A 23,706-nucleotide genomic window follows, 5' to 3' on the forward strand; every position below is an offset into this window, starting at 1 on the left:
CCGGGTGCCGCTGGACGCTGACCGGCGGCGGCCGGCCGGCGGCGCCCGTCCTCCGGGACGCGGCGAACGTGGCGGGGCGGGCCGCCCGGTCCGCCCCCCGCGCAGGACCCTGACGCTCCCACCCCACCCCGCCCACGGGTCAGACGCGCTGGGCGCGGTGGAGGAGGCCGCGCAGTCCGTGGGCCCGCAGCGCGGCCCGAGCCGCGTTCGCGCCGGGAGCACCGTGGACGCCGCCGCCGGGGTGGGCGGCCGCCGAGGCGAGGTAGAGCCCCTTGACGGGGGTCTCGGGCCTGCCCGTACCGGGAGTGGGACGGAAGACCACCTGCTGGTGCAGGGCGGCGGTGCCGTTGTTGATGGCTCCGTTGTGGAGGTTCTCGTCCATGGCCTGGAGCGTGCTGGGGGCCAGGATGCGCCGGGCGGCGATCAGCCCGCGGAAGCCGGGCGCGAACCGCTCCACCTGCGCCTCGACGCGGTCGGCCATCGCCTCCTGTTCACGCGGGTCCCAGCGGCCGGTGATGCGGTCGGGCCCGGCGTCCGAGGTGATGTGCTGCGGCAGGTGGGTGTAGGCCCACGCCGATTCCGTGCCGGCCGGTGAGCGGCTGGGGTCCGCCGTGGTCATCTGCCCGAACAGGACGAACGGCTCGTCCGGCACCTGTCCCATGGCGATCTGGCCGGCGAACCGGGTCAGGCCGTCCATGCCGTCCGCCAGGTGCACCGTCCCCGCCCCGGCGGCCTGCGGCGCGGACCACGGCACCGGCCCGGTCAGCGCCCAGTCGACCTTGAACGTCGCGAAGTCCCACTGGAAGCTTTCCAGGTCCCGCAGGAGCCGGGACGGAAGGTGCTCCTCAGCCACGAGCCCCCCGTACAGCGACGGTGCGGACACGTCCGCCAGCACGGCGCGCCGCGCGCCGACGCTCTCCCCGCCGGCCGTCCGGACCGCCACCGCCGCGCCGCCGCGCACGACCACGGACTCGACGCGTTCCCCACAGCGCACGACGCCTCCCCGGCGCTGCAGACGCCTCACGAGCGCCGCGGTCAGGGCGCCGGCCCCGCCGACCGGTACCGGGAAGCCGTGGCTCTGCCCGAGCATCGACATCAGCCAGCCGAAGCCGCCGCTGCCCACGCTCTCGGGGGCCAGGTCGGCGTGCAGGGCGTTGCCGGCCAGCAGGAGCCGCCCGCCCTCGCCCGCGAACTCCTCCTCGCCCAGGCGACGCACCGGCAGGGTCAGGCTCCGGGCCAGCCGCAGCCCGCCCGCGGTACGGAGCCTGGCGGCCAGCCGGAGCCCGGAGCGGACCGGGGGGAACGGGGTGAACAGGCCTTGCACCAGGGCCGGGCCGACCCGGCACCACACGTCGTACATGTCCCGCCAGGCATCCGCGTCGGCCCCCGCGAACTGCGCGAGCCCGGCCGCGGTCTGCTCGACGCGCCGCTCCAGCACCGCGCACCTGCCGTCCCGCAGCGGGTGGGCCAGGACGGAGGGGGCGTGGCTCCACCGCAGGCCCTCGGCCGCGAGGTCGAGACGGGCGATGACCGGGGAGGCGGCGGCGAGCGGGTAGAAGGCGCTGAAGAGGTCCGAGACGTAGTCGGGGTGGACGCCCCGGTCGCTGCGGACGGCTCCTCCAGGCTCCGGCTGCGCCTCCAGGACCTCCACGCTCCATCCCGCGTCGACCAGGACGTTCGCGGCGACCAGCCCGTTGGGGCCCGCCCCGATCACCACCGCGTCAGGCATGGAGGGTCCCGCTGCGCTGCTGCTCCACGACCCGTGCCAGGCGGGCCAGCATGCCGCGGTGGCGGAGCTGGAGGAACGCCTCGGTCGCAGGGTTATGGAGGGCGCCGCCGATGCCGCGCAGGGGGTGCTCGTCGCAGACGACGAGGGTCTCCTCGCCCCACGGCCGGAGCTGGAAGTAGATCCTCGCGGTGCCCAGCGCCTTGAACGCGGCCTCCAGCTCCAACTCCGTGCCGGGTTCCCGGTGGCGGACGGTCGTGATCCCCTCGACCGACCAGGGGCCCAGCCGCACCGTGTAGCGCAGCCGGGAGCCGACCTCCGGCCAGGTGTCGTCGAGGGGCGTGGACTCCGACGGCCCCACCACCCACTCCCCGTACCGGGCCGGATCGGCGAGCACCGCCCACACCGCGTGCGGCGGACGACGGATCAACTGATGGCGGACGGCCATGCGGGGAGTCCTCCTGCCGGGGCGGACGGAAAGCGGCACAGCCGCGTCGGACGGGCCTGGACCGAGGTGGGACGACGGTTCATGGCCATGGTGGGTGCACCCGCACCGGCGCGCATCTCACGGCCGGGGCTCCCGCGCCCGCTCGGCGTTGAACTGCGCCCCGGCGAGCAGGGCCAGGTTGGCGAGCCAGAGCCAGACGACGAAGACCACGATGCCGGCCAGCGATCCGTAGAGCCGGCCGTAGGTGTCCAGCTCCGTGTACAGCGTGAAGAGCGCCGAGGCGGCCAGCCAGAGCAGGGCCGCCAGGACGCCGCCGGGCAGGCCCCGCCGGGTGCCCCGGCTCTGGGCCGGGCCGGTACGGAAGAGGACCAGCACCAGAAGGGTGACGACCACCAGCAGCACGGGCCAGCGCAGGAGCGCGATGCCGTCCGGGCTGCCCGCGCCGGCGGCCCGGGCGACCCAGCGGGCCAGCGGCCCGGACACGACCAGTCCCACGGCGCCGGCGACGAGCAGGACCAGCAGCAGGATGGCGTTGACGACCAGAGTGTGCGCAGCCCGCAGCGGGGGCCGCGTATCGGCCACCCGGTGCATCGTGTGCAGGGCCCGGCGGAACACCGCCAGGTAGCTGCACGCCGACCACAGCGCGCTCAGTACACCGCTGATCAGCAGCGCCCAGATCGACGACTGCTCGGCCGAAAGGCCGGCCAGCGCGTCGCGCAGCACCTGCGCCGACTGCGGCGGGGCGTACGAGGTGAGCTGGGCGATCAGCCGGGTCCGGGTCACCTCGCCCACCAGCCCCACGAGGGAGACCGCGATGACGAGCGCGGGCAGGAGGGCCAGCACGGCGTAGTAGGTCAGGGCCGCCGCGTGGTCCGCGAGGTTGTCGGTCCAGATGCGGACGGCCGTGCGCCGCAGCTCGCCGCGGGTGCGCTCGGCGAGGGCGGCGGCGGGTCGGGTGCCTCGGCGTGATGCGGTCCGGGGGATGTCGGTCACCCCGTGCGCGTGCCCTACTGGACCGCACGCATGCGCCCGCGGGGCCCGCGACCGGCCGCCGCCGTCGCAACCCGCCTCGGCCGTCCCGGACGGGCCTGCGGCAACGGGCACCCTACGGAAGCCGTCCCGCCCTCAGCGAGGCCGTGTGCTCACGGACCTGTTCGGGCGTCAGGTACACATCGGTGTGCTCGAACCCCCGCAGGGCCGGCGGCCGCCAGGCCTGGAAGCCCGTCCGTACGAAGTCGTCGCCCGCCAGCGCGTTGAGGACCCAGTTCGTCAGCACCCTCGTCCTGGCGACATGGGTGCGCAGGGCCGCCCAGTGGTACCCCCGCGCCACCGCCTGCGCGGGCATGCCGCGCAGCTCGATGCCCAGCGGCTTGGAGACGGCGTCGCGTCCCCCCAGGTCCACCACGAGCCCCAGGTCCTTGTGCCGATAGGGCTGGAGGGGCTGGTGGCGCAGGGCTGCGATGAGGTTGTCGGCGGCCCTGCGGCCCTGCCGCTGCGCGTGCTGGGCGGTGGGCGGGCACACCGCCCCGTCCCGCCCCGCGGCGAGGTCGGGCACCGCGGCCGCGTCGCCGAGCGCGAGGACCCCGGGAAGGGCGGGCACCGTCATGTCGGGGTCGACCACGAGCCGCCCGTGGTCGGTTTCGGCCTCCAGCGTGGCGATGAGCGGGCTGGCGGTCACCCCGGCGGTCCAGATCAGCGTGCGGCTGCTCAGGACGCGGCCGTCGGTGAGCGTCACCTCGTCCGGCCCGGCTTTGGCGACGGACACGCCGAGCGAGACCTCGATGCCGCGTCGGCGCAGCACCTCCAGGGCCGACGCGCCGAGTTTTGCGCCGAGTTCGGGCATCAGGGTCGGTGCCTTGTCCACGAGGTGCCAGCGGATCTGCCGCGGGTCCAGGCGCGGGTAGCGCCGGACCGCGTGGTGGGTGAGCCGCTGCAGGCAGGCGGCCGTCTCGGTGCCGGCGTAGCCGCCGCCCACGACGATGAAGCAGAGCCGTGAGGCGCGCTCCGCCTCGTCCTCGCAGGCATCGGCGAGGTCGAGTTGGGCGATGACGTGGTCGCGCAGATGGGCGGCCTCGGCAAGGGTCTTCATACCGCGGGCGTGCTCGGTGAGCCCGGGGATGTCGAAGGAACGCGTGACACTGCCCGGGGCCAGGACCAGGTGGTCGTAGCCCTGCGCGGTCAGCTCGCCCGAGATCTTCCGTACGACGCACACCTTGGCCCGGGTGTCCACGCCGACGACGCCTCCGGGAATGATGCGCGTACGGTGCCGGCGGCTGCGGCGCAGGGACACGGCGATCGACTGCGGGGTCAGGACCCCCGCGGCCACCTGTGGCAGCAGCGGCAGGTAGAGCTGGAACGAGGAGGGGGCGATGAGGGTGATCTCCGCCTCGGTGGGGGAGAGCCGTCGTTCGAGGCGGCGTACGCACTCCACACCGGCGAAGCCGGCGCCCACCACGAGGATCCTCGGACGTACCGTCGCTGTCATGGTGTTGCTCCCCTTCCGGGCCCGCTGAGTCCATCGACTCCCGCGCGTCTGCCCCGGAGGGGGGATTCCTATCGGTGCCGGGCCAGGGAGTGCACGAGGACGAGGAGGGCGAAGGCGATCACGGCCAGGTGGAACCAGGCGGGGCCGGGCGCGGGAGCGAGGGCCTGCGAGACGAGCGGATGTGAGGTCATACCGGTCGCCTGCCCCCGTCTGCCGCTCACGCTCCCGTACGCGGACACCGGCGCGGGGTGGCCCGTCGGGCGCGCCCTCGGTGCGGGTCGGAGCGGACCCGCACCGGGTCACAGGCCCGTGGACCTGCCCGAGATCAGCCGGGACACCTCGACCTCGGCCCAGACGGCCTTGCCGTTCTCGTGGGTGACGGTGCCCCAGCGATCGGAGAGGCGCTCCACGATGTACAGGCCGTGGCCGCCGGGAAGGCCCCGTTGCGGGGACGGGTGACGGCGGGGCAGTGTCGTCGTGCCGTCGAAGACCTCGATGCGCAGGACGTCACCGGCTGTCAGGACGAGTTCGATGCAGCCACCCGCGTGCAGGGAGGCGTTGGTCAGCAGCTCGGACACGAGGAGCAGGACGTCCTCGGCGGTCGCGTCCCCGTCCCAGCCCCAGTCCTCCAGGGCCTGGCGCGTGAAGTCGCGGCCCTTCGCCACGTGGCCGCGGACGCCGGACAGGGCGAGCCGACGGCGCTGCCCCGCCACCGAGGGCGCGGAACGCAGTGAATCGCCGGTTTCAGCTCCGATGGTCTCCACCGTGAACTCTCACCCCCACCGTTGACGCTGGTCTCTGATCGCGGGAACCGCTGTGGTTCCCGCCGGCCTCTTCGCGGTCGGTGTCCTGGACCGTCCCCACCCCCCGGAACCCGGACACTCAGTATGCCCGCGACAGTCTAGGGGAGCGGCGGCCTCAGGAGGTGGCCATGTGCAGTCTCAGGATGAGGCCGCTGTCCGAGGCGCGGATCTCGACAAGGTCGCACAGCTGATGGATCATCCACAGGCCCCGGCCGCCGTTGACCGACGCCAGGGAGGGGCGGCGGCGGCCCGCCAGCGGGTCGGCCAGGCGGCCGCCGTCGCGGATCTCGGCCACGATTCCGGTACCGGTGGCGGAGCTCCACAACCGGAGCGTACCCGTCCCGCCGCCGTGGGCGAGGGAGTTGGCGGCGGCCTCGCTGAGCGCGAGGACCAGGTCGCCGCGCCGCGCCGCGCTCAGGGCCGTACCGCGCGCCCAGGCGTCGGCGTGGTCGCGCACCTCGCCGAGGTCCCCGTGGGCGTAGTCGAGCGAGGTCGCACCGCCGTCGGGTTCGGGCAGGGGGTGATCGCAGTCGGCGCAGACCGACGAGGCGTCGGCGTAGTCCGGGCTGAGCAGGTCCTTGCCGTTCTCCATCAGCGTGGGATGCGTGCGCCGGGCATCGGACACCACCGAGGCCGGCAGGCCCAGGACGTCGTAGGGGCACAGGATGGTGGCCCGGCGACCGGCGAAGGCGGTGTTGATCAGGGCCTCGTGGCGCGTGGCCTCCAGCACCTCGGCCTGCGAGCGGCCGGGCCAGATCGGCTCGCCCACGATCCGGGCGGGCCGGCCGGCGTGCCGGTCGGCGAAATCCTGCAGGGAGGCGAGGATGCGGCCGGGATTGCGGCCCAGCTGCGTCATGTCCGTCCAGGCGACCTCGCCCGCGCCCGCGCCGACGCTCTCGCGCAGGGCGTCCAGTCGCGGGCCGGGCACGGCCACGAGCACCGGCTCGTCGGCCTCCAGGGCGGCGCGCACGAACCCTCCCACCCCTGCCAGGTACTGCCCCTGACCCTGGTAGAAGAGGGCGGGGTGGACGAAGGCCCCGGGGGCGGTGGGCGCAGGAAGGTTGATCATGCTGCGACCTCCAGCGCGGCACATTCGTCCGGGAACATCGCCACGATCTTGCGGAGCGAGTACGGCGGGTGGTGGAGCAGCAGACGGCGCCCCTGTCCGGTAACGGTGGCGGCGGCCTGCAACAGCGCGGCGACCGCCGCCGCGTCGAGGAAGGCCACGTCGGAGAGATCGAGGTGGACGACCGGCCCGGGGATCCGGGTGACGACGCCGAGCGCCGCGCAGAGGATCGGCCGGGTGTCGAGGTCGCAGCTGCCGCTCAGGAGGGCGCCGGGACGGTCGCGCAGCGGCTGGGCGCTCAGCAGGGGCGCCGGCCCCGTCCCGCTGCCCGCCCCCGTGTCCGTACCGGTGTCCGCCCCCGCGGGGGCACACCGCACGACCGCCTCCGCCCACACCATGTGGTCGTAGAGCGCCTGGGCGCCGTCGGGCGGGACGGAGCGGTCGTGTCGGCCGGGGGAGGGCATCGCGCTGCCTACGCCGAGAGCATTCCGGCGCGCAGCCGGGTCAGGGTCCGCGACAGCAGACGCGAGACCTGCATCTGCGAGATGCCGAGCGCGGCGCCGATCTCCGCCTGCGTCTTCTCCTCGCCGAAGCGCAACTGCAGGATCAGCCGGTCGCGTTCGCCGAGCTGCTCCAGCAGGGGCGCGAGGGTGTGGAAGTCCTCGAAGAGCTCCATCGCGGGGTCGACCTCACCGAGCCGGTCCGCCAGCGGACGCGTCGTCCGGTTGGGCGTCGACGGCTCGTCGCCCTCGGCGCCGGTGGTGTCCAGGGAGCCGCTCGTGTAGCCGTTCGCGGCGACCAGCCCGTCGATGACCTGTTCCTCGGTCAGTTCGAGGTGCTGGGCGACCTCCTTGACCGTCGGGGCCCGGCCGAGGACGTCGGTCAGGGCCTCCTGGGCCTTGGCGAGCTCGGTACGCAGCTCCTGCAGCCGGCGCGGGACGTGCACGGCCCAGGTGGTGTCGCGGAAGTACCGCTTGATCTCGCCGGTGATGTACGGCAGGGCGAGGGTGGAGAACTCCACCTCGCGCTCCGGGTCGTAGCGGTCGATCGCCTTGATGAGGCCTATGGTCCCCACCTGGATGATGTCGTCCATGTCCAGGCTTCCGCCCAGCGCGCGGGTACGGAAACGACGCGCCGCGAACTGGACGAGGGAGAGGTTCATCTCGATCAGCGTGTTGCGGGCGTACTGGTACTCGTGGGTGCCCTCTTCCAGGGAGCGGAGCCTTGCGAAGAAGACCTTCGAAAGCTCGCGTGCGTCGGCGGGCGCCATTTCCCGGGGGTTCTCCACCCGGAACACGCCCGCGTCCTTGACCGGGGCTCCTGCGGTCCCGGCAGGCGCGGGCGGGATCTGCGTGTCGTGTGCAGGCATGGGGCTTACGGCGGTGGCCGAGCGAGACATGGTGGCCGTTCCCTCCCGATTGACTGACGGCTGCCGGGGCGCTCATGCCCTGACTTCGCGGTCTTACACAGGCCCCACCGTAATTCTTTTGTTTCCGCCCCGCCGGACAGGCGGGGCCGGCCGCGGAGCGCGCGCACACCGCGGACCGGGCGGCATCGCCGGCTCCATGAACAGGCATACTCCCTTGCGGAAGCCGTACAGGTGACGATCCGGGGAGGCGGACATGACCGGAGCACGGGACGCGTACCACGATGGCGTGGTCGGAGAGAGCTACCCGGCCGGAACCGGGTGGGTGGTGGCGGCGCGCGGGGAGCTCGACCAGGACACGCTGGCCCCGCTCGAGGAGGCGCTCGTCTCGGCGGCGGACGCACACCGGCTGGTGGTGCTGGACGCCGGCTCCATCACCTTCGGCGACTCGTCGTTCCTGAACCTGCTGCTGCGGATGCACCACCTCACCACACTGCGCATCGCCGCCCCGGGCGACCAGCTGCGCCGTCTTTTCGCCCTCACGGGCGCCGATACGGTCCTCTCGCTGTACCCGGACGTCGAGGACGCCCTCGCCGCGTCCTGACCGGCGGGCCCGGCCCCGGGCGGTCGGTCAGTCGGTATGGGGACCGGGTCCGGGGCGGGGGCAGAAGCACGCCGTGATCGCCTTGCCGCTGTGGCACGCGTGGACGTCCCAGGAATCGGCCAGTGTGGTGACGATTCCCAGCCCCCGCCCTGACGTGGCGCCCGTATCGGCGTCGGCGTCGGCCTCCCGCGGGGCGGGGAGCTGGGGGTCGGAGTCGGCCACGCTCAGATGGAGGCACGTGCCGTCCCACGTCAGCACGATGTGCGCGGTGCCCGCCGCGTGCACATGGGCGTTCGTGACGAGCTCGGAGACGCTGAGGAGCACGGAATGCGCCGTGTCCGCGGCCCAGTTGTTCCAGGGCAATGACGCCAGGTGCCCGGCAGTCCACTGCCGTGCTGCCCGCACGCCCCTCGCGACCGGAAACGAGCGTGCCCAGCCCACTGCCTTGACTGCCAATGTCCTCACCCCACTTCGTCCGATGTGGTGTTTCTCACCGGTTCGTCTACCCGCTGTTCGCGCAAGCACCCCGTAACTTGCGCAGCACTCCCCGGAAGCGGTGCTTCAGAGTGATCGCCGTGTCCTAAGGTCCCTTCGGCGGCGTTAGCCTTCATCGGCCGGGTGTGCGGCGCAACCGGAAGCCCTCGGCCGGGCCCGGGGTATCCGGTGTGCTCGCGCGCCGTTCCTGTCCCGCGCGCCGGCGCGGTCGTTGTCTAGAGTGAGGTTGGCAGATGGCTGAGCGGACGGGCACGGAGTCACCGAGCAGATCCTCGGTGCCTCCGGGCGGGGGAGGGATCGGCGAGTCGGAGCTGCGCCTGCTGCTGGCCGGCCTGACGGCCGTGCGGGACGGGGATTTCCGTACCCGGCTGCCGGACACGGCCGACGGGCTGCTCGGCGAGATCGCCACCGTGTTCAACGGGATGGCCGACCAGCTGTCGCTGTTCACCTCCGAGGTGACGCGCGTGGCCCGCGAAGTGGGCACCGAGGGGACGCTCGGCGGCCAGGCCGACGTGCCGGGCGTCGGAGGCGCCTGGCTGGACCTCACGGATTCGGTCAATTTCATGGCCGGAAACCTCACGGCCCAGGTGCGCTCCATCGCGCAGGTCGCGACCGCCGTGGCCAAGGGCGACCTCTCGCAGAAGATCACCGTCACCGCGCGCGGGGAGATCCTGGAGCTGAAGGAGACCATCAATACGATGGTCGACCAGCTCTCCGGATTCGCCGGGGAGGTGACGCGCGTGGCCCGCGAGGTCGGCACCGAGGGCCGCCTCGGCGGTCAGGCGGACGTCAAGGGCGTCTCCGGTACGTGGAAGGACCTGACGGAATCGGTCAACGTCATGGCCGACAACCTCACGGCCCAGGTCCGCTCGATCGCCGAGGTCACCACCGCCGTGGCCCAGGGTGACCTGACGCAGAAGATCCGCGTGGACGCGCGCGGGGAGATCCTGGAGCTGAAGGAGACCATCAACACGATGGTCGACCAGCTGTCGGCGTTCGCCGACGAGGTCACGCGCGTGGCCCGGGAGGTGGGGACCGAGGGCAACCTGGGTGGTCAGGCCACCGTGCGGGGGGTCTCCGGCACCTGGAAGGACCTCACCGACAACGTCAACGTGATGGCCTCCAACCTGACCGGCCAGGTGCGCTCCATCGCCCAGGTGGCCACCGCCGTCGCCCGCGGCGACCTCTCGCAGAAGATCATGGTGGAGGCGAAGGGCGAGGTCGCCGCGCTGGCCGGGGTCATCAACACGATGGTCGACACGCTCTCCGCGTTCGCCGACGAGGTCACGCGGGTGGCCCGCGAGGTCGGCACCGAGGGCCGGCTCGGCGGACAGGCCCACGTCCCCAACGTGGCGGGCACCTGGAAGGACCTCACCGACAACGTCAACTCCATGGCGAACAACCTCACCGGCCAGGTCCGCAACATCGCCCTCGTCACGACGGCCGTCGCCAACGGCGACCTGTCCAAGAAGATCGACGTGGACGCGCGCGGCGAGATCCTGGAGTTGAAGACCACCATCAACACGATGGTCGACCAGCTCTCCGCCTTCGCCGCCGAGGTCACCCGCGTCGCCCGGGAGGTCGGCAGCGAGGGCCGGCTCGGCGGCCAGGCCGAGGTCGAGGGCGTCTCGGGCACCTGGAAGCGCCTGACCGAGAACGTCAACGAGCTGGCCGGCAACCTGACCCGCCAGGTCCGGGCCATCGCCGAGGTCGCCAGCGCGGTCGCCGAGGGCGACCTGACCCGCTCGATCACGGTCGACGCCTCCGGCGAGGTCGCCGAACTCAAGGACAACATCAACTCCATGGTCGGTTCGCTGCGGGAGAGCACCCGGGCCAACCAGGAGCAGGACTGGCTCAAGTCCAACCTGGCCCGCATCTCGGGCCTGATGCAGGGCCACCGGGACCTCGCCGTCGTCGCCGAACTCGTCATGGACGAACTGACGCCGCTGGTCGCCGCCCAGTACGGCGCCTTCTACCTCGCCGAGGACCGGCCCGGAGGCACCGTACTCACGCTCGTCGGCTCCTACGGACGTCCCGCGGACACCGAAGTCGGCACCACCTTCGCCCTCGGCGAGTCCCTCGTCGGGCAGGCGGCCCGCAGCCACCGGATCATCGCCACCGACCAGGTCCCCGGCGACTACGTCATCTCCTCCGGCCTGGGCCACACCAGCCCCGGCAGCCTGATCATCCTGCCGATCGTCGTGGACGACCAGGCCCTGGGCGTGATCGAACTCGCCTCGTTCAGTGCCTTCACCCCCGTCCACCGGGACTTCCTCGCCCAGTTGATGGAGACCATCGGCGCCAACGTCAACACGATCGTCGCCAACGCCCGGACCGACGAACTCCTCGGCGAGTCCCAGCGGCTGACCGGAGAACTCCAGGCGCGCTCGGAGGAACTCCAGGTCCAGCAGGAGGAACTCCAGCGCTCCAACGCGGAGCTGGAGGAGAAGGCCGCCCTCCTGGCCAGCCAGAACAGCGACATCGAGGCCAAGAACCTGGAGATCGAGCAGGCCCGGCAGGAACTGGAGACCAGGGCGCAGCAGTTGTCGCTGGCCTCCACCTACAAGTCGGAGTTCCTGGCCAACATGAGCCATGAGCTGCGCACCCCGCTCAACAGCCTTCTCATCCTCGCCCAGCTGCTCGCCCAGAACCCGGCCCGCAACCTCACCCCCAAGCAGGTCGAGTACGCGGGCATCATCCACTCGGCCGGCTCGGACCTGCTCCAGCTGATCAACGACATCCTCGACCTGTCGAAGGTCGAGGCCGGCAAGATGGACATCAATCCCGAGCGGGTGCACCTGCCGCAGCTGCTCGAGTACGTCGACGCCACCTTCCGGCCGATGACCACGCAAAAGAGCCTCGACTTCACCGTCACCACGGCACCCGGCGCCCCCGACGACCTGTTCACCGACGACTCGCGGCTGCGCCAGATCCTGCGCAACCTGCTGTCCAACGCCGTCAAGTTCACCGAACGCGGCGGCGTCGAGCTGCGCATCGAACCCGCGACGGCCCCCGAAATCCCCGCCGGGCTTCCCCGGCGCGGGCCCATCCTGGCCTTCCGTGTGCGGGACACGGGCATCGGCATCCCCGAGCAGCAGCTGGAGGCCGTCTTCGGGGCCTTCCAGCAGGCCGACGGCACCACCAGCCGCAAGTACGGCGGCACCGGCCTCGGGCTCTCCATCAGCCGCGAGATCGCCCAGCTCCTCGGCGGGGCCGTCGTCGCGGAGAGCACGCCCGGCCAGGGCAGTACCTTCACCCTCTACCTGCCGGTCAGCCGCGCGGACTACGAGGACACCGCCCCCCACCCCGACGACCCCGCCGCGCTCGCGGCCGACACCGCGTCCGGAGCGGCCGGCCCGGGCCGTCAGGACGCCCCGGCGCTCCCGGCGCAGCGGAGGGCCCGCCGCCTGCTGGTGATCGAGGAACGGCCGAACGGCCTGCTCTCCCTCGTCGCCGAGAGCGCCGCCCGGGACTTCGCCCCCCGCCACGAGGTGACGGGTGCGCGCGGAGGTATCCAGGTGGTCAACGCCACGAGCTCGAGGGAGGCCGCCGCCGCGCTGGCATCGGACCCCTTCCACTGCGTCGTCCTGGAACTGGACATGCCCGACGGCGAAGCGCTGGAGTTCCTCGACGCGCTCGACGGGGACCCGGCCCTGTCCTCGCTCCCCGTCCTCGCCCACAACAACCCCCGCGTCAGAACCGGTCAGGAGGAGGCCCTGCGCCGGCGGTCCGCATCACGCCACGTCGAACTGCTCTCCAGCCTGGACGAGCTGCGCGAACGCATCGCGCTCCACCTGTCCGCCGAGCAGCCGGGGGACGTGCTGCCCCCCGTCTTCGGCGTCACGCACGGGCAGCAGGCCGCGCCGGTGTTCGACGGCGACCTGGCCGGACGCACCGTCCTCGTCGTCGACGACGACGCCCGCAACCTGTTCGCCCTCAGCGGGGTCCTGGAACTGCACGGCATGCGCGTGCTCCACGCCGAGGACGGACGCAAGGGCATCGACGCCCTCACCCACAACACGGGTGTCGACCTGATCCTGATGGACGTGATGATGCCCGAACTGGACGGCTACGCCGCCACCGCCGAGATCCGGCGGATGCCGGCGTACGCGGACCTGCCCATCATCGCGGTCACCGCCAAGGCCATGCCCGGGGACCGGGAGAAGAGCCTCGCCGCGGGCGCCAGCGACTACGTGACCAAGCCGGTGGACGCCGACGACCTCATCGCCCGCGTCCGGCACTGGCTCACGCGATGAGCGGGGACACGCAACGGCACGACGCCGGGCCCCCGCAGCGGGTGACGGCCACCGACCAGGCCGCCCGCGCCATCCCGCACCAGGCTCCGACCCCGATGGGGCGCCTCGTCGCCACCGTCGAACGGCTGCGCCGGGAGGTGCTGGAGGCACAGGCCGCGGCCGACGGCCGAGCCCTGGTCGAACTGGCCAAGGGCATCCTGATCGGGCAACTGCACTGCACCCCGGCCGCGGCCGCACGGCAGCTCGACGTGCTGTGCCGCGACAGCGGGATGACCCTCCTCGAACTCGCCGCCGACATCGTCAACCAGGCGTCGCGCGACCACGTCAGCGAGATCGCCGCCGAATTCGTCGAGCGCACCGGAACGGCCGACCACCCGGCCGAGCGGCACTCCGCACTGTCCGTCCGGCTGCGCACCGCCGAGAGCGGCATGCTGGCCGCCGCCGCCGACACCCAGGCGGTGGCCGAGTCCCTCCTGACGAACGCCCTGCGCCCCCTGGGAGCCGTCGCCGTGGCCGTGTGGACCGCGGTGTCCGACGGGTCGCTGGCCCTCGCCGGCCACGCAGGGTTCCGCCCCGGCGAGGCCGCCCGCTGGCGCCACGTCCCCCCGGGCGTCTCCACCGTTGCCCGTCTGGCCCTGAGGGAGCGGCGGCTGGTCACCCTCGCCGGCCTCAAACGCGAAGGGCTGCCCTCGATCGGCCATCTCCAGTGGCCCGACGGCGGCCGGATGGCCGCACCCACGGGAACGGGCGGACGGATCCACGGGGTCCTGGAAATCTGCTGGCCGCACACCTTGGCGCCCCAGCCGCCGCAGATCGAGCGCCAGGTCGAGGCCCTCGCCGAGCTGTGTGCGCGCACCATGGACGCCTCGCCCCCGTGCGACGTCGCGGGCGGCGACGCGGTGCTCCCGGACGTCGTGGAGCTCATCGACCTCGCCGAGGGACTGCAGGACCCCGCCGTGGTGCTCACCCCCGTCCTCGACCCCGGGGGCCGGCTCGTCGACTTCCGGATCCGGCACGCCGGCAGCCGGTTCGTCGACCCGGTGGGACGGCCGCGCGGTGACGTCAACGGTGCGCTGCTCCTGGAGGCCTATCCGACGGCCGCGGGCGAGAGCGGGCTGTTCGACATCATCGAGCGCGTGCACGCGACGGGCGAGCCCTTCCGGGCCGAACGCATGAGTCTGACCGCCCTCGTCGACCAGATTCCGCTCACCTCGGTCGCGGACATCAGCGTCAGCCGCCACGGCGCCGCCGTCCTGCTGATCTGGCGGATCGAGGACGAGACGGCCCGGCTGGCCAACCTGCTGCAGCACGCCCAGCGACTGGGCCGGATCGGCGGTTTCGAGGAGAACCTCGCCACCGGAGAGACCACCTGGAACGCGCAGCTCTACGCGCTCCACGGGCTCCCGGCCACCGCGCCCCCGGTACGGCTGCAGGAACTGCCCGGCTACGCCCACCCGGACGACTCCGCCGCCCTCGGCCGCTTCCTGCGGGCGGTGCTCCGCCACCGGCGTCCCGCCTCGGTCAATCTCCGCCTCCGGCGGCCCGACGGCATCACCCGCCACATCCGGGTCGTCGCCGAGCCCGTCCTCGACGCCAACCAGCGCCTGTACGCCGTGCGCGGCGCCTACCAGGACATCTCCGCCCAGCACTGGACCGAGGTGGCGCTGGCCGCGACCAGGGACCAGCTCGCCCACACCGAGGCCGAGTCCGCCGAACGCAACCGGCTGGCCCTCCAGCTCCAGCACGCCATCATGCCGCCCACGCCACCGGCCATCGAGGCCCCGGGCCTGCGGGTCGCCGTCCGCTACCGGCCCGCGGAGACCGAATCGCTCGTCGGCGGCGACTGGTACGACACCGTGGTGCTGCCCTCCGGACTGATCCTGCTGTCCGTGGGCGACGTCGCCGGCCACGGCATCGAGGCGGCCACCGGCATGGTCGTGCTCCGCAACGCCCTGCGCGGCCTCGCCGTGACGGGTGCCGGACCCGCCCAGCTGCTGTCCTGGCTGAACACGGTCACCCATCACCTGGCCAAGCACGTGACGGCCACCGCCGTGTGCGGGCTCTTCGACCCCAGCACGAGGGTGATGCGCTGGGCGCGCGCGGGCCACCTGCCGCCCGTACTCGTCCGCGGGGGCGAGGCCGACGCGTTCCCCCTCATCGAGGGCCTGCTCCTGGGAGCCCTGCCCGACGTCACGTACGTCGAACGGGAGGTGCAGCTCGAATCGGACGACACGCTGCTGATGTTCACGGACGGCCTGGTGGAACGGCGGGACTCCTCGGTGCAGGACTCGCTCCGCCACCTCCTGCACGCCGCGGGCGCCAGCGCCGGGGATCTGGACGGCCAACTGGACCGGCTCCTCGCCGAGAGCCGGTCCGACACGGACGACGACACGTGCGTGATCGGCATCCAGGTCGGCTGAGGGTCCGGTCGAGCCAACCGTCCGGCCGATGGCCCGATGGCCCGATGGCCCGATGGCCCGATGGCCGTCGCCGTACTGCTCAGGTCGCAGGGCCGCAGGCCGGAAATCATCATCAGGGCGCACGGGTTGACCCCGCGAGCTCGCAAAGATGTCCCTCATGGCACAAGAACTCGCAACCCTCGTCCAGCAGACCGCGGACCGTCTGGCCGAGCAGCGCGTCGGCGTGGTGGTGGCCGCGCTGGCGCACGACGCCGTGGAGATCCGGGGAGCCGGCAGCACCGGCGCGGCGCACAGCCGCACCCCCGGCCCCGACACCCTGTTCGAGATCGGTTCGGTGACCAAGTCGTTCACCGCCCTGGCCCTGGCGCGCCTGGTCTCCGCCGGCACGGTGGCCCTGGACGAGCCGCTGCGCGATCTGCTGCCCGAGGGGACGGCCGTACCGTCCCGGGACGGCAGGCAGATCTCCCTGGAGCACCTGGCCACCCACACCTCCGGCCTGCCCCGGCTGCCCCGGGGCATGCTGCTGCAGGCTCTGCTGCGCCCGTGGAAGCCGGATCCGTACGCCGGCTGCACGGCAGGGGCCCTGCTGTCCGGGCTGGCCGGGACCCGCCTGGGGGCCACACCGGGAAAACGGTTCCGCTACTCCAACCTCGGCGCCGGGCTGCTGGGGCTGGCCCTCGCCCGCCGGGCCGGCGTCGGGTACGAGACGCTCATCACCCGCGAGATCTGCGCCCCTTTGGGCATGAGCGACACCCTCGTGACGGTGGACGGCGCCCGCTCGGGACGCTGCGCCGAGGGCCACACCCGCCGCGGACGGCCCACCGCACCGTGGCACCTCGCCGACCTGGCGGGAGCCGGCGGCCTGCGGTCCACCGCGACCGACCTGGTGGCCTTCGTACGGGCCCAGTTGGACGGGGGTCCGGAGGGGCTCGCCGACGCGATCAGCCTGTGCCGGACGGTCGAGCACCGTACGAGCCCCTTCGCCCGGGTGCACCTCGGCTGGATGGCCCACCGCCTCCACCCCCGACAGGGCGGCCACCTCCAGATCTGGCACAACGGAGGCACCGGGGGCTTCACCTCCTTCGTGGGCTTCGACCCGGAGAAGGGGGTCGCCGTCATTGCCCTCGGCAACACCCAGCGCCCGGTGGACGGCCCTGCGTTCGACCTCCTGCGCACCCTGCAGGCGGAGCACGCGGTGACCTCCTAGACTCGGTTTCAAGATCCAAAACGCCGAGACGGGGGACCCTGTGAAGACGTGGACGCCGCTGACAACGGCAAGGAACTGCGGTCCGCAGGAGGGACCTCTCCGGGGCCATGTCGATCCCCGTGTGCCCGCGCGCCCGGCCGTCTGACGGCGGCATCTCCGCCCCGGCCAGTGACGTTTCTGCGGTGAAAGGGCTGCGCCATTGGGGTGAGTAAAGCCTTCGCAAGCGAACGTTCTGCTGTTCACCAAGGAAAGATCTGCATTGGGTAAAGAGCCGTTGTGTCGTGACGGCTCTCGCCCTTCCCTGTGCCGACGCGCCCCTCGGAGGAACCGAACGATGACTTACGGGAACAAGCTGCGGGAACAGATCGCTAAGCCGGGCACCACCCCCCTGATCGGGGTGTACGACATGTACTCGGCCTCCGTGGCCGCCCAGCACTACGACGGAATGTTCGTGTCCGGGTTCGGCTTCGCAGCCTCGTACTACGGACTGCCCGACATCGGCTTCATCGCCTGGCCCGACATGGTGGCCTTCGTGCAGCGGCTGCGCGGAGCCTTCCCCCAGCACCACCTCCTCGTCGACATCGACGACGGCTACGTCGACCCGGAGGTGGCCTGCCACGTCGTGGAAGGCCTGGAGCGGATGGGCGCCTCCGGCGTCATCCTCGAGGACCAGAAGCGTCCGCGGCGGTGCGGGCACGCCGACGGCAAGCAGGTGCTGCCCCTGCCCGAGTACCTCGAAAAGCTGGAGATGGTGCTGGCCACCCGCAAGGACCTGGTCGTCGTCGCACGCACCGACGCGACGGAGGAGGCCGACATCATCCACCGGGCGCAGGCCCTGGCGGCGACGGACGCCGACGTCGTCCTGGTCGACGGGGTGCGCAGCGTGGAGTGGATCGAGCGGATCCGCGAGGCGGTCGGCGGCAAGCCGCTCCTGTTCAACCAGATCGCCGGCGGCAAGTCGCCCCGTCTGTCCCTCGGCGAGCTGACCGACCTCGGCGTGGACGTGGCCATCTACAGCACGCCGTGCCTCTTCGCCGCGCACAAGGCCATGGACACGGCACTGGCCGAACTGAGGCTCGCCGACGGGAGGCTGCCCGAGACCGAAGGGGGTGGGGACGTCGGAGTCGGGGAGTCCACCCGGCTGCTGGCCAAGAACATCACGCGCCACCACCCCGTCCCCGGAGCGCGTGAGAGCGTGGGCGTGTGACCGGCGCACGCATCCGGGCCGCCGCATGTCTGGCGGTCGCCTTCCTCGGCGGTGGCGCGGCGCCGGCCGCCGCGAGCGGGAGCCTGATCACCGTCATCGACAACTCGCACCTCGACTCCGTGGTGGAGGTCGACCGGACCGCCAACGTCCAGAGCGGGAGCGGAACCGCGGGCAGCGATCACGACGGCGGCGCCGTCGACGTGCTCGCCCTGCTCGTCGGCGTGGCGCATCCCGAGCAGGACGGGGGCTGAGCCGGACCCCGCGAACCGGTGACGGGAAGGGCCGGGCCGCCGGAGCGGTCCGGCCCTTCCCGTGCCCACGGAGGGGCGCGGGCGATGCCCGCGGCCGGAGCCTGCAGGTGCGCACCCCTCGGGCGCACCGCACCATGACCGTGTATGCCCACCCCGCGGCGAAGGAGACGGACATGCCCTCGGGCCCCGCGCCACACACGACGTCTTCGCCCCCCGACGCGGCTGCCGAGTGCCGGCTGCTGGTGGTCCGGCATGCCAAAGCCGTGCCGAAAGGCCTGATCGAGGACGTCGAGCGTCCCCTCAGCGACCGCGGGAGGGCCGACGCACCCCGTACGGGCGCCTGGCTGGCCGAGGCCGGCTACCGGCCCGACCTGACCCTGTGCTCCCCGGCGCGCAGGACCCGCCAGACCTGGCAGCTGCTGGCCCCGGCCCTGCCGGAGCCACCCGCGGCCGTGTACGACGATCGCCTCTACAACGCCGAGCCGAACGTGCTGGCCACCGTGGTGACGGAGGGTGCGGCAGGCCTGGGGTGCGTGGTATTGGTCGGCCACAACCCGGGCCTCCACGAACTGGCCTCGGCCCTGTGCGGATCCGGTCCGCGCAAGCTGCTGGAGAAACTCAGGGACGGCTTCCCGACCGCGGGCGTCGCGGTGGTGGACCTGCCGGGCGGCTGGGAGACCCTCACTCCCGGCGCCGGCCACCTGACGGCCTTCTGGTCACCGCGGCGCTGACGGCGTCTGCGCCTGCCGTCCCTCTCTCCCGTCCCTGACGCACGCACACCTGCCCGCCGGCGCGAACCGGGCAGTTCACCCCGTGCGCCGTGTGGACGATCTCGTCGCGGCTCCGGCGGTCGTGGTCGACCGCGGGTTGATCGGATCAATGCCGTGCGCCGCCCGCGCCCCCACGTCGCGTCCCCGGCTGATTGGATGCCGGTGGCCGGTGCGCGAGGCGGCCGGTGGCGTGGGTCGGTGCCGACCGTTCGGTCCGGCCTGCCGGGAGCACAGCCCGGCCGCCGGGCGTTGGACGGTCGAAGGGAGCGATCCGTTGCACGCACCGCATGACCCGAGCGATGAGGAGGAACCGATGAGGGCGGCCGATCAGGGACGGCAGTGGCCGGACGAGGTCAGCGTGGACAACGCGAGGGCGACGCTGCTGCAGCTCCTCGCCCGGGCGGGTGTCCCGTCCGCTGACGCGCGGCACCTGATCGGGCTGCTGGAGGCCGGTGCACTGGCTCTCGCGCACCAGGAGCTGAGCGGCGGCCGGAACGTACCGGGGGACAAGGGCGAGGCGTACGAATCCGGTTGGCTCGACGGTGCCGGGGATCTCCTGGAGGGGCTCGGCGCCCTCGCCGAGCGGACCCTCGTACGGGTCGTGGGGGAAGACGGGCAGGCCCCGGCCGGGGAGCGTCCTCGCGCCGGGCGCATGGAGGTGGAACGGGCGCGGGTGGCCGTCACACCGCTGTACTTGTCGTTCACCGCGGTTTCGGAGCTGGACCCCGAGGTGACCGAGGAGGTGCTCGTCGCCGTCCTCGGCACGATGACCCCCCGGCAGCGGGCGGGGTACGCCGGGCGGCTGACCGAGTTCGCCGCCGTCCATCGGGCCCGGCTGGAGCGGCTGTTCGCCGCATACGGGCCGGGCAGTGCCACCACGGTGCACGGCCGCTATTCGCTCCTCCACTCCACCACGAGCGTCGCCGTGCTGGAACGGCTCGTCGCCGCGCCGCAGGAGCTGCGCGAGGAGTGGGACGTCGCGGAGCTGCCGCCGGCCTGGCTGGACGGGCTCATGACCGCCTGGAACGCCCCGTCCTGAACACCGCCCCGCAGCGGGGCCGTCCCCCTGTCACAGGGCGCGGGTGTGCGCACACGTCGTGAGGGCGGCGGAGGTGGGGATGCGCATGCGGCGCAGCAGGTCGCGGGTGGTGCGCAGGGTCAGGGTGCTGCGCCAGGTGAGCCCGGGGTGGCGGGACCGCAGGTGCGACACGGCCCGCGTGCCCAGCCCTGTGGAGTGCAGGTCTTCGTCGATGTCGATGCTGGTGATCGTTCCCTCGCCGCAGGTGGCGCAGGCCCGGTAGTGGATCTGGCCGACGACCCTGCGGACGTGGACCAGGAGCAGGCACTCCTCGCCGGGGCCGGGGTCGCCGGGGATGTGGGTGGAGAGGAACTCGACGTCGCGGTACGCGAAGAGCCTGCGGCGCAGCCGCCTGCCCAGCCCGCCGCGGCGGCTGCGCCGTGCCCTGTGCAGAGGCGCCTTGGTCTCGGGGGCGGAACGGAAGAGGACGCTCGTGGGACGTGCGTGTTCGCCGGACATGGACCTCGTGTGCCCAGGCCGCGGCCGCTGACGCCCCCGTGGTGGGGCCGCGTGCACGTGCGCCCCTACTGCGGCGGGCGGCAGGCCCGCAGGGCGGCGGCTGTGTGGACGGCGGCCCCGGTGGCCAGGGCTTCCTCGTCGAAGACGACGCGGTTGGAGTGGCAGTCGGGCGCTTGTTCGGGCGGGATGCCGGGCGGGCGCGCCCCGAGGAAGGCCATCGTGCCCGGCACGCGCTGCAGGACGTAGGAGAAGTCCTCGGCGCCCATGAGGGGCTCGCCCAGGTGGTGCACCCGGTCGGGCCCGAGGAGCTCGGCCGCGGTGTCGTGGAGGGCCGCCGTGTGGGCGGCGTCGTTGACGACGGGCGGGTACCCCTCGGTCAGCGTGACGTCGGCGTGGGCTCCGTGTGCGGCGGCGACATGGTGGGCGACGCGGGTGATGTTGTCGCGCACCAGCTGCCGGGCGCCGGGGGAGAGGGTGCGGAAGGTGCCGTGGATCTCGGCCGTCTCGGGGATGACGTTGGTGGTCGTACCGGCGTGGATCGAGGCGACGGTGACCACGGCCGGATCGAAGAGGTCGACGGTCCGCGTGACCATCGACTGCAGGGCCTGGACGATCTCGCAGGCGACGGGGACGGGGTCGAGCGCCCGGTGCGGTGCCGAGGCGTGCCCGCCGCGGCCGCGTACGGTCACGTGCAGTCCGTCGGAGGCGGCGAACGTCGGGCCCGGCCGCAGGTGGAGGGTGCCGCTGTCGAAGCGTGTGGTGACATGCAGGGCGAACGCGGCCGCGACCCCGCTGCCGTCGGGGGTCTCCAGTACTCCCTCGTCGATCATGTGCCGGGCGCCGCCGCCGGATTCCTCCGCGGGCTGGAACATGAAGACGACGCGGCCCGCCAGTTGTTCGCGCCGGGCCGCGAGCAGCCGGGCGGCCCCGACCAGCATGGCCGTGTGGGTGTCGTGCCCGCAGGCGTGCATGGCCCCCGGCACCTGGGAGGCGAAGTCCAGACCGCTCTCCTCGTCCACGGGCAGCGCGTCCATGTCGGCGCGCAGCAGGACGGCCGGACCGGGCCGGGCGCCTTCGAGGGTGGCGGTGACCGAACTCAGGCGGGTGCCGGTGGCCAGGTCGAGTCCGAGCCCGGCCAGTGCCTCCAGGACCGCCTGCTGGGTGCGGGGCAGTTGCGTGCCCAGCTCGGGGAAGCGGTGGATGCTCCGGCGCAGGGCCAGGATGCCGGGCAGGGCGGCGTGCGCGTCGGCGAGCAGCCCCTCGAAACGGGTCATACGGCGATCCCTGCCCCGCATTCCGGGCCGCCACGCCGATGGCGCCCGGGGGCGTTCCGCGACGGGAAGCGGGCTCCGGGCATGTCTACGCGTGTCCGACGGGCGGATCGTATGTCGGAACGTACCGGCGCGAAGATCCCCGATTGGATCATCGGCCACACATGTCCCTCGAACGGAATCAAACGCTCCGTGATCGGGAGAGAATCCCGGCCAACGGGCCCTGGAGGGGCACTCCCTGGCCCGGAGTGACATGAGCTGTATCGAGATCCAGAAGAAGACCAGAAGACCAGAAGACCAGAAGACCAAATTCAAAAGATCTGAAGATCAGAAGATCAGGGGAAGACGCCCGTGCGACGAAGGATTTTCGGCGCGGCCGCCACCGCGGTTGTGTTCGGTCTGTTGATACCGCTGTCCGGATGTGGGAGTTCCGAGGACGGGGCGGACGACGGCACGCTGCGCCTGGTCGCCGCCGAGTACGGCGACACCCCGGCCAACAGTTCCAAAGCCTTTTGGGACAAGGTGACGGCGGCCTTCACCGCCGCGCACCCCGGGATCAAGGTCGAGGTCAAGCTCCTGCCGTGGGCCGACATCGACCGCGAGGTCTCCCGCATGGTCAAGGCCGGCAAGGCGCCGGACATGGCGCTGATGGGCTCCTACTCGGACTTCGCGGCCCAGGGCAAGCTCTACTCCGCGGACGAACTCCTGCCCGTCGCCGCCGAGGCGAACTTCCTCCAGCCGCTCGCCGAGGCGGGCACCATCGGCACCAGCCTCTACGGTCTGCCCTTCGTGGCGAGCAGCCGCCTGCTGTTCTACAACGAGGCGCTGTTCACCAAGGCGGGCGTCAGCGCTCCCAAGACATGGTCCCAGCTCAAGTCCGCCGCGAAGGCGCTCAAGGACAAGGGCGTGAAGTTCCCCTACGCCCTGCCGCTGGGCCCGGAGGAGGCGCACGCGGAGGCGATGATCTGGGAGCTGAGCAACGGCGGCGGCTACGCCGACAGCAGCGGCAACTACAGCCTGGCCTCCGATCGCAACATCGAGACCTGGCGCTGGGTCAAGGACAACCTGGTCACCCCCGGCTACACCGGTCCCACCCAGCCGTCCCAGCTGAACCGCGCCGACGCCTTCGCCGCGTTCCTGCGCGGCGAGGTCGGCATGCTCAACGGCTACCCCTCGCTCGCCCATGAAGCGGCCGCCAAGGGCATCACCGTCGGCACCGTCTCCATGCCGGTCTCGGACACGCTCGGCGCCGAAGACGTGCCCCCGACCGTGGGCGTGGCCGACTGGATGATGGCCTTCAAGCAGAACGGCAACCGCGCCGAGATCGGGGCGTTCCTGGACTTCGTCTACCAGGACAAGAACCTGTCCGACTTCGCCAACCGCTACCACCTGCTGCCGTCCACCGTCTCCGCCGCGCGCACCCCGGCCGGCGGCGGCCTCGACAAGAACGACGAGCAGTTCCTGACCGCGCTGCGCGGTGCACAGCTCTATCCGGTGAACGACCCGTCCTGGATGGCGGTCAGCGACACCATCAAGCGCAACATCGGGCGTGCCGTGGAACCGGGCGGAGACCCGCAGGCCGTTCTGCAGGACATCGCCGCCAAAGCCGCCGACGCCGGCGCGAAGAGCTGACGGCGGCAGCTCGCCGATCCGCCGACGCGGGAGCGGCCGGGAGCGGCCGGGACCGGCCGGCGCCACCGCGCGGGTCGCTATGGGCCGACCGCCGGATCGCTGGTGAACAGCGGAATGAACACCGGGCGGGCCAGAACGACCAGCAGGCCGAGCACGACGCCG

21 protein-coding genes are annotated in these 23,706 nt (G+C 72.6%); 9 read left to right on the forward strand and 12 right to left on the reverse strand.

From position 1 onward, the window contains the following. Nucleotides 1-139: 139 nt before the first annotated feature. From AB0D44_RS19385 to AB0D44_RS19425, 9 genes are all read right to left on the reverse strand, one after another. Nucleotides 140-1,729, reverse strand: coding sequence for an NAD(P)/FAD-dependent oxidoreductase (locus tag AB0D44_RS19385; RefSeq protein WP_362592170.1), 1,590 nt, complete (start codon nt 1,727-1,729; stop codon nt 140-142). Then, nucleotides 1,722-2,174 (reverse strand): SRPBCC family protein, encoded by a 453-nt coding sequence (locus AB0D44_RS19390; protein WP_362592173.1) that lies wholly within the window; start codon nt 2,172-2,174, stop codon nt 1,722-1,724. Before AB0D44_RS19390 ends, AB0D44_RS19385 begins: the two co-directional genes overlap by 8 nt. Nucleotides 2,175-2,291: 117 nt before the next feature. After that, entirely contained in the window at nt 2,292-3,167 is an 876-nt protein-coding gene (locus tag AB0D44_RS19395; protein WP_362592176.1) for a YihY/virulence factor BrkB family protein, read from the reverse strand. 112 nt (nt 3,168-3,279) lie between these two features. Further along, complete coding sequence (locus AB0D44_RS19400) at nt 3,280-4,659, reverse strand: NAD(P)/FAD-dependent oxidoreductase (protein ID WP_362592179.1); 1,380 nt, start codon at nt 4,657-4,659, stop codon at nt 3,280-3,282. A 68-nt stretch (nt 4,660-4,727) separates the two neighbouring features. After that, nucleotides 4,728-4,850 (reverse strand): hypothetical protein, encoded by a 123-nt coding sequence (locus AB0D44_RS19405; RefSeq protein WP_362592181.1) that lies wholly within the window; start codon nt 4,848-4,850, stop codon nt 4,728-4,730. 108 nt (nt 4,851-4,958) lie between these two features. Further along, complete coding sequence (locus AB0D44_RS19410; protein ID WP_362592183.1) at nt 4,959-5,423, reverse strand: ATP-binding protein; 465 nt, start codon at nt 5,421-5,423, stop codon at nt 4,959-4,961. Nucleotides 5,424-5,577: 154 nt separating this feature from the next. After that, nucleotides 5,578-6,531 carry a sensor histidine kinase gene (locus tag AB0D44_RS19415; RefSeq protein WP_362592185.1) on the reverse strand — a complete coding sequence of 318 codons (954 nt, stop codon included), beginning with the start codon at nt 6,529-6,531 and terminating at the stop codon, nt 5,578-5,580. Beyond that, nucleotides 6,528-6,992, reverse strand: a complete 465-nt coding sequence (locus AB0D44_RS19420) for an STAS domain-containing protein (protein ID WP_362592188.1) — start codon at nt 6,990-6,992, stop codon at nt 6,528-6,530. The genes AB0D44_RS19415 and AB0D44_RS19420 overlap by 4 nt, the downstream gene beginning before the upstream one ends. 8 nt (nt 6,993-7,000) lie before the next feature. Continuing rightward, nucleotides 7,001-7,798, reverse strand: coding sequence for a SigB/SigF/SigG family RNA polymerase sigma factor (locus AB0D44_RS19425; protein WP_362592236.1), 798 nt, complete (start codon nt 7,796-7,798; stop codon nt 7,001-7,003). Nucleotides 7,799-8,150: 352 nt separating this feature from the next. Between AB0D44_RS19425 and AB0D44_RS19430 the strand changes: the two genes are divergently transcribed. Further along, nucleotides 8,151-8,498 carry an STAS domain-containing protein gene (locus tag AB0D44_RS19430; RefSeq protein WP_362592190.1) on the forward strand — a complete coding sequence of 116 codons (348 nt, stop codon included), beginning with the start codon at nt 8,151-8,153 and terminating at the stop codon, nt 8,496-8,498. A 27-nt stretch (nt 8,499-8,525) separates the two neighbouring features. Here the strand turns inward: AB0D44_RS19430 and AB0D44_RS19435 are convergent, their stop codons facing one another. Continuing rightward, nucleotides 8,526-9,023, reverse strand: a complete 498-nt coding sequence (locus AB0D44_RS19435) for an ATP-binding protein (RefSeq protein ID WP_362592192.1) — start codon at nt 9,021-9,023, stop codon at nt 8,526-8,528. A gap of 203 nt (nt 9,024-9,226) precedes the next feature. On the opposite strand from AB0D44_RS19435, the gene AB0D44_RS19440 reads away from it, so the two are divergent. The 7 genes from AB0D44_RS19440 to AB0D44_RS19470 all read left to right on the forward strand — a co-directional run bounded on the left by AB0D44_RS19440 (nt 9,227) and on the right by AB0D44_RS19470 (nt 20,143). Further along, nucleotides 9,227-13,249 carry a HAMP domain-containing protein gene (locus tag AB0D44_RS19440; RefSeq protein WP_362592195.1) on the forward strand — a complete coding sequence of 1,341 codons (4,023 nt, stop codon included), beginning with the start codon at nt 9,227-9,229 and terminating at the stop codon, nt 13,247-13,249. Next, a complete protein-coding gene (locus AB0D44_RS19445; RefSeq protein WP_362592198.1) occupies nt 13,246-15,669 on the forward strand; it encodes a SpoIIE family protein phosphatase in 2,424 nt (807 codons plus the stop codon). Before AB0D44_RS19440 ends, AB0D44_RS19445 begins: the two co-directional genes overlap by 4 nt. A gap of 157 nt (nt 15,670-15,826) precedes the next feature. Beyond that, on the forward strand, nt 15,827-16,876 hold the full coding sequence (locus AB0D44_RS19450; RefSeq protein ID WP_362592201.1) for a serine hydrolase domain-containing protein: 1,050 nt from the start codon (nt 15,827-15,829) through the stop codon (nt 16,874-16,876). 334 nt (nt 16,877-17,210) lie between these two features. Continuing rightward, nucleotides 17,211-18,083, forward strand: a complete 873-nt coding sequence (locus AB0D44_RS19455) for an isocitrate lyase/PEP mutase family protein (protein ID WP_362592204.1) — start codon at nt 17,211-17,213, stop codon at nt 18,081-18,083. Next, entirely contained in the window at nt 18,080-18,334 is a 255-nt protein-coding gene (locus AB0D44_RS19460; protein ID WP_362592206.1) for a hypothetical protein, read from the forward strand. The genes AB0D44_RS19455 and AB0D44_RS19460 overlap by 4 nt, the downstream gene beginning before the upstream one ends. A 173-nt stretch (nt 18,335-18,507) precedes the next feature. Then, complete coding sequence (locus AB0D44_RS19465; protein ID WP_362592208.1) at nt 18,508-19,065, forward strand: histidine phosphatase family protein; 558 nt, start codon at nt 18,508-18,510, stop codon at nt 19,063-19,065. A 352-nt stretch (nt 19,066-19,417) separates the two neighbouring features. Further along, nucleotides 19,418-20,143 (forward strand): hypothetical protein, encoded by a 726-nt coding sequence (locus AB0D44_RS19470; RefSeq protein ID WP_362592211.1) that lies wholly within the window; start codon nt 19,418-19,420, stop codon nt 20,141-20,143. 30 nt (nt 20,144-20,173) lie between these two features. Here AB0D44_RS19470 and AB0D44_RS19475 read toward each other — a convergent pair whose 3' ends face one another. Together AB0D44_RS19475 and AB0D44_RS19480 are read right to left on the reverse strand one after the other, a co-directional pair. Next, complete coding sequence (locus AB0D44_RS19475; protein ID WP_362592214.1) at nt 20,174-20,641, reverse strand: hypothetical protein; 468 nt, start codon at nt 20,639-20,641, stop codon at nt 20,174-20,176. A gap of 65 nt (nt 20,642-20,706) precedes the next feature. Then, nucleotides 20,707-21,915, reverse strand: coding sequence for a M20 family metallopeptidase (locus AB0D44_RS19480; RefSeq protein WP_362592215.1), 1,209 nt, complete (start codon nt 21,913-21,915; stop codon nt 20,707-20,709). Between the two features lie 348 nt (nt 21,916-22,263). Between AB0D44_RS19480 and AB0D44_RS19485 the strand changes: the two genes are divergently transcribed. Next, nucleotides 22,264-23,544 (forward strand): extracellular solute-binding protein, encoded by a 1,281-nt coding sequence (locus AB0D44_RS19485; protein ID WP_362592218.1) that lies wholly within the window; start codon nt 22,264-22,266, stop codon nt 23,542-23,544. The last annotated feature ends 162 nt before the right edge of the window (nt 23,545-23,706 follow it).

This window comes from Streptomyces sp. NPDC048349 (genome assembly GCF_040651925.1).
In the GTDB taxonomy this organism is placed as follows: domain Bacteria; phylum Actinomycetota; class Actinomycetes; order Streptomycetales; family Streptomycetaceae; genus Streptomyces.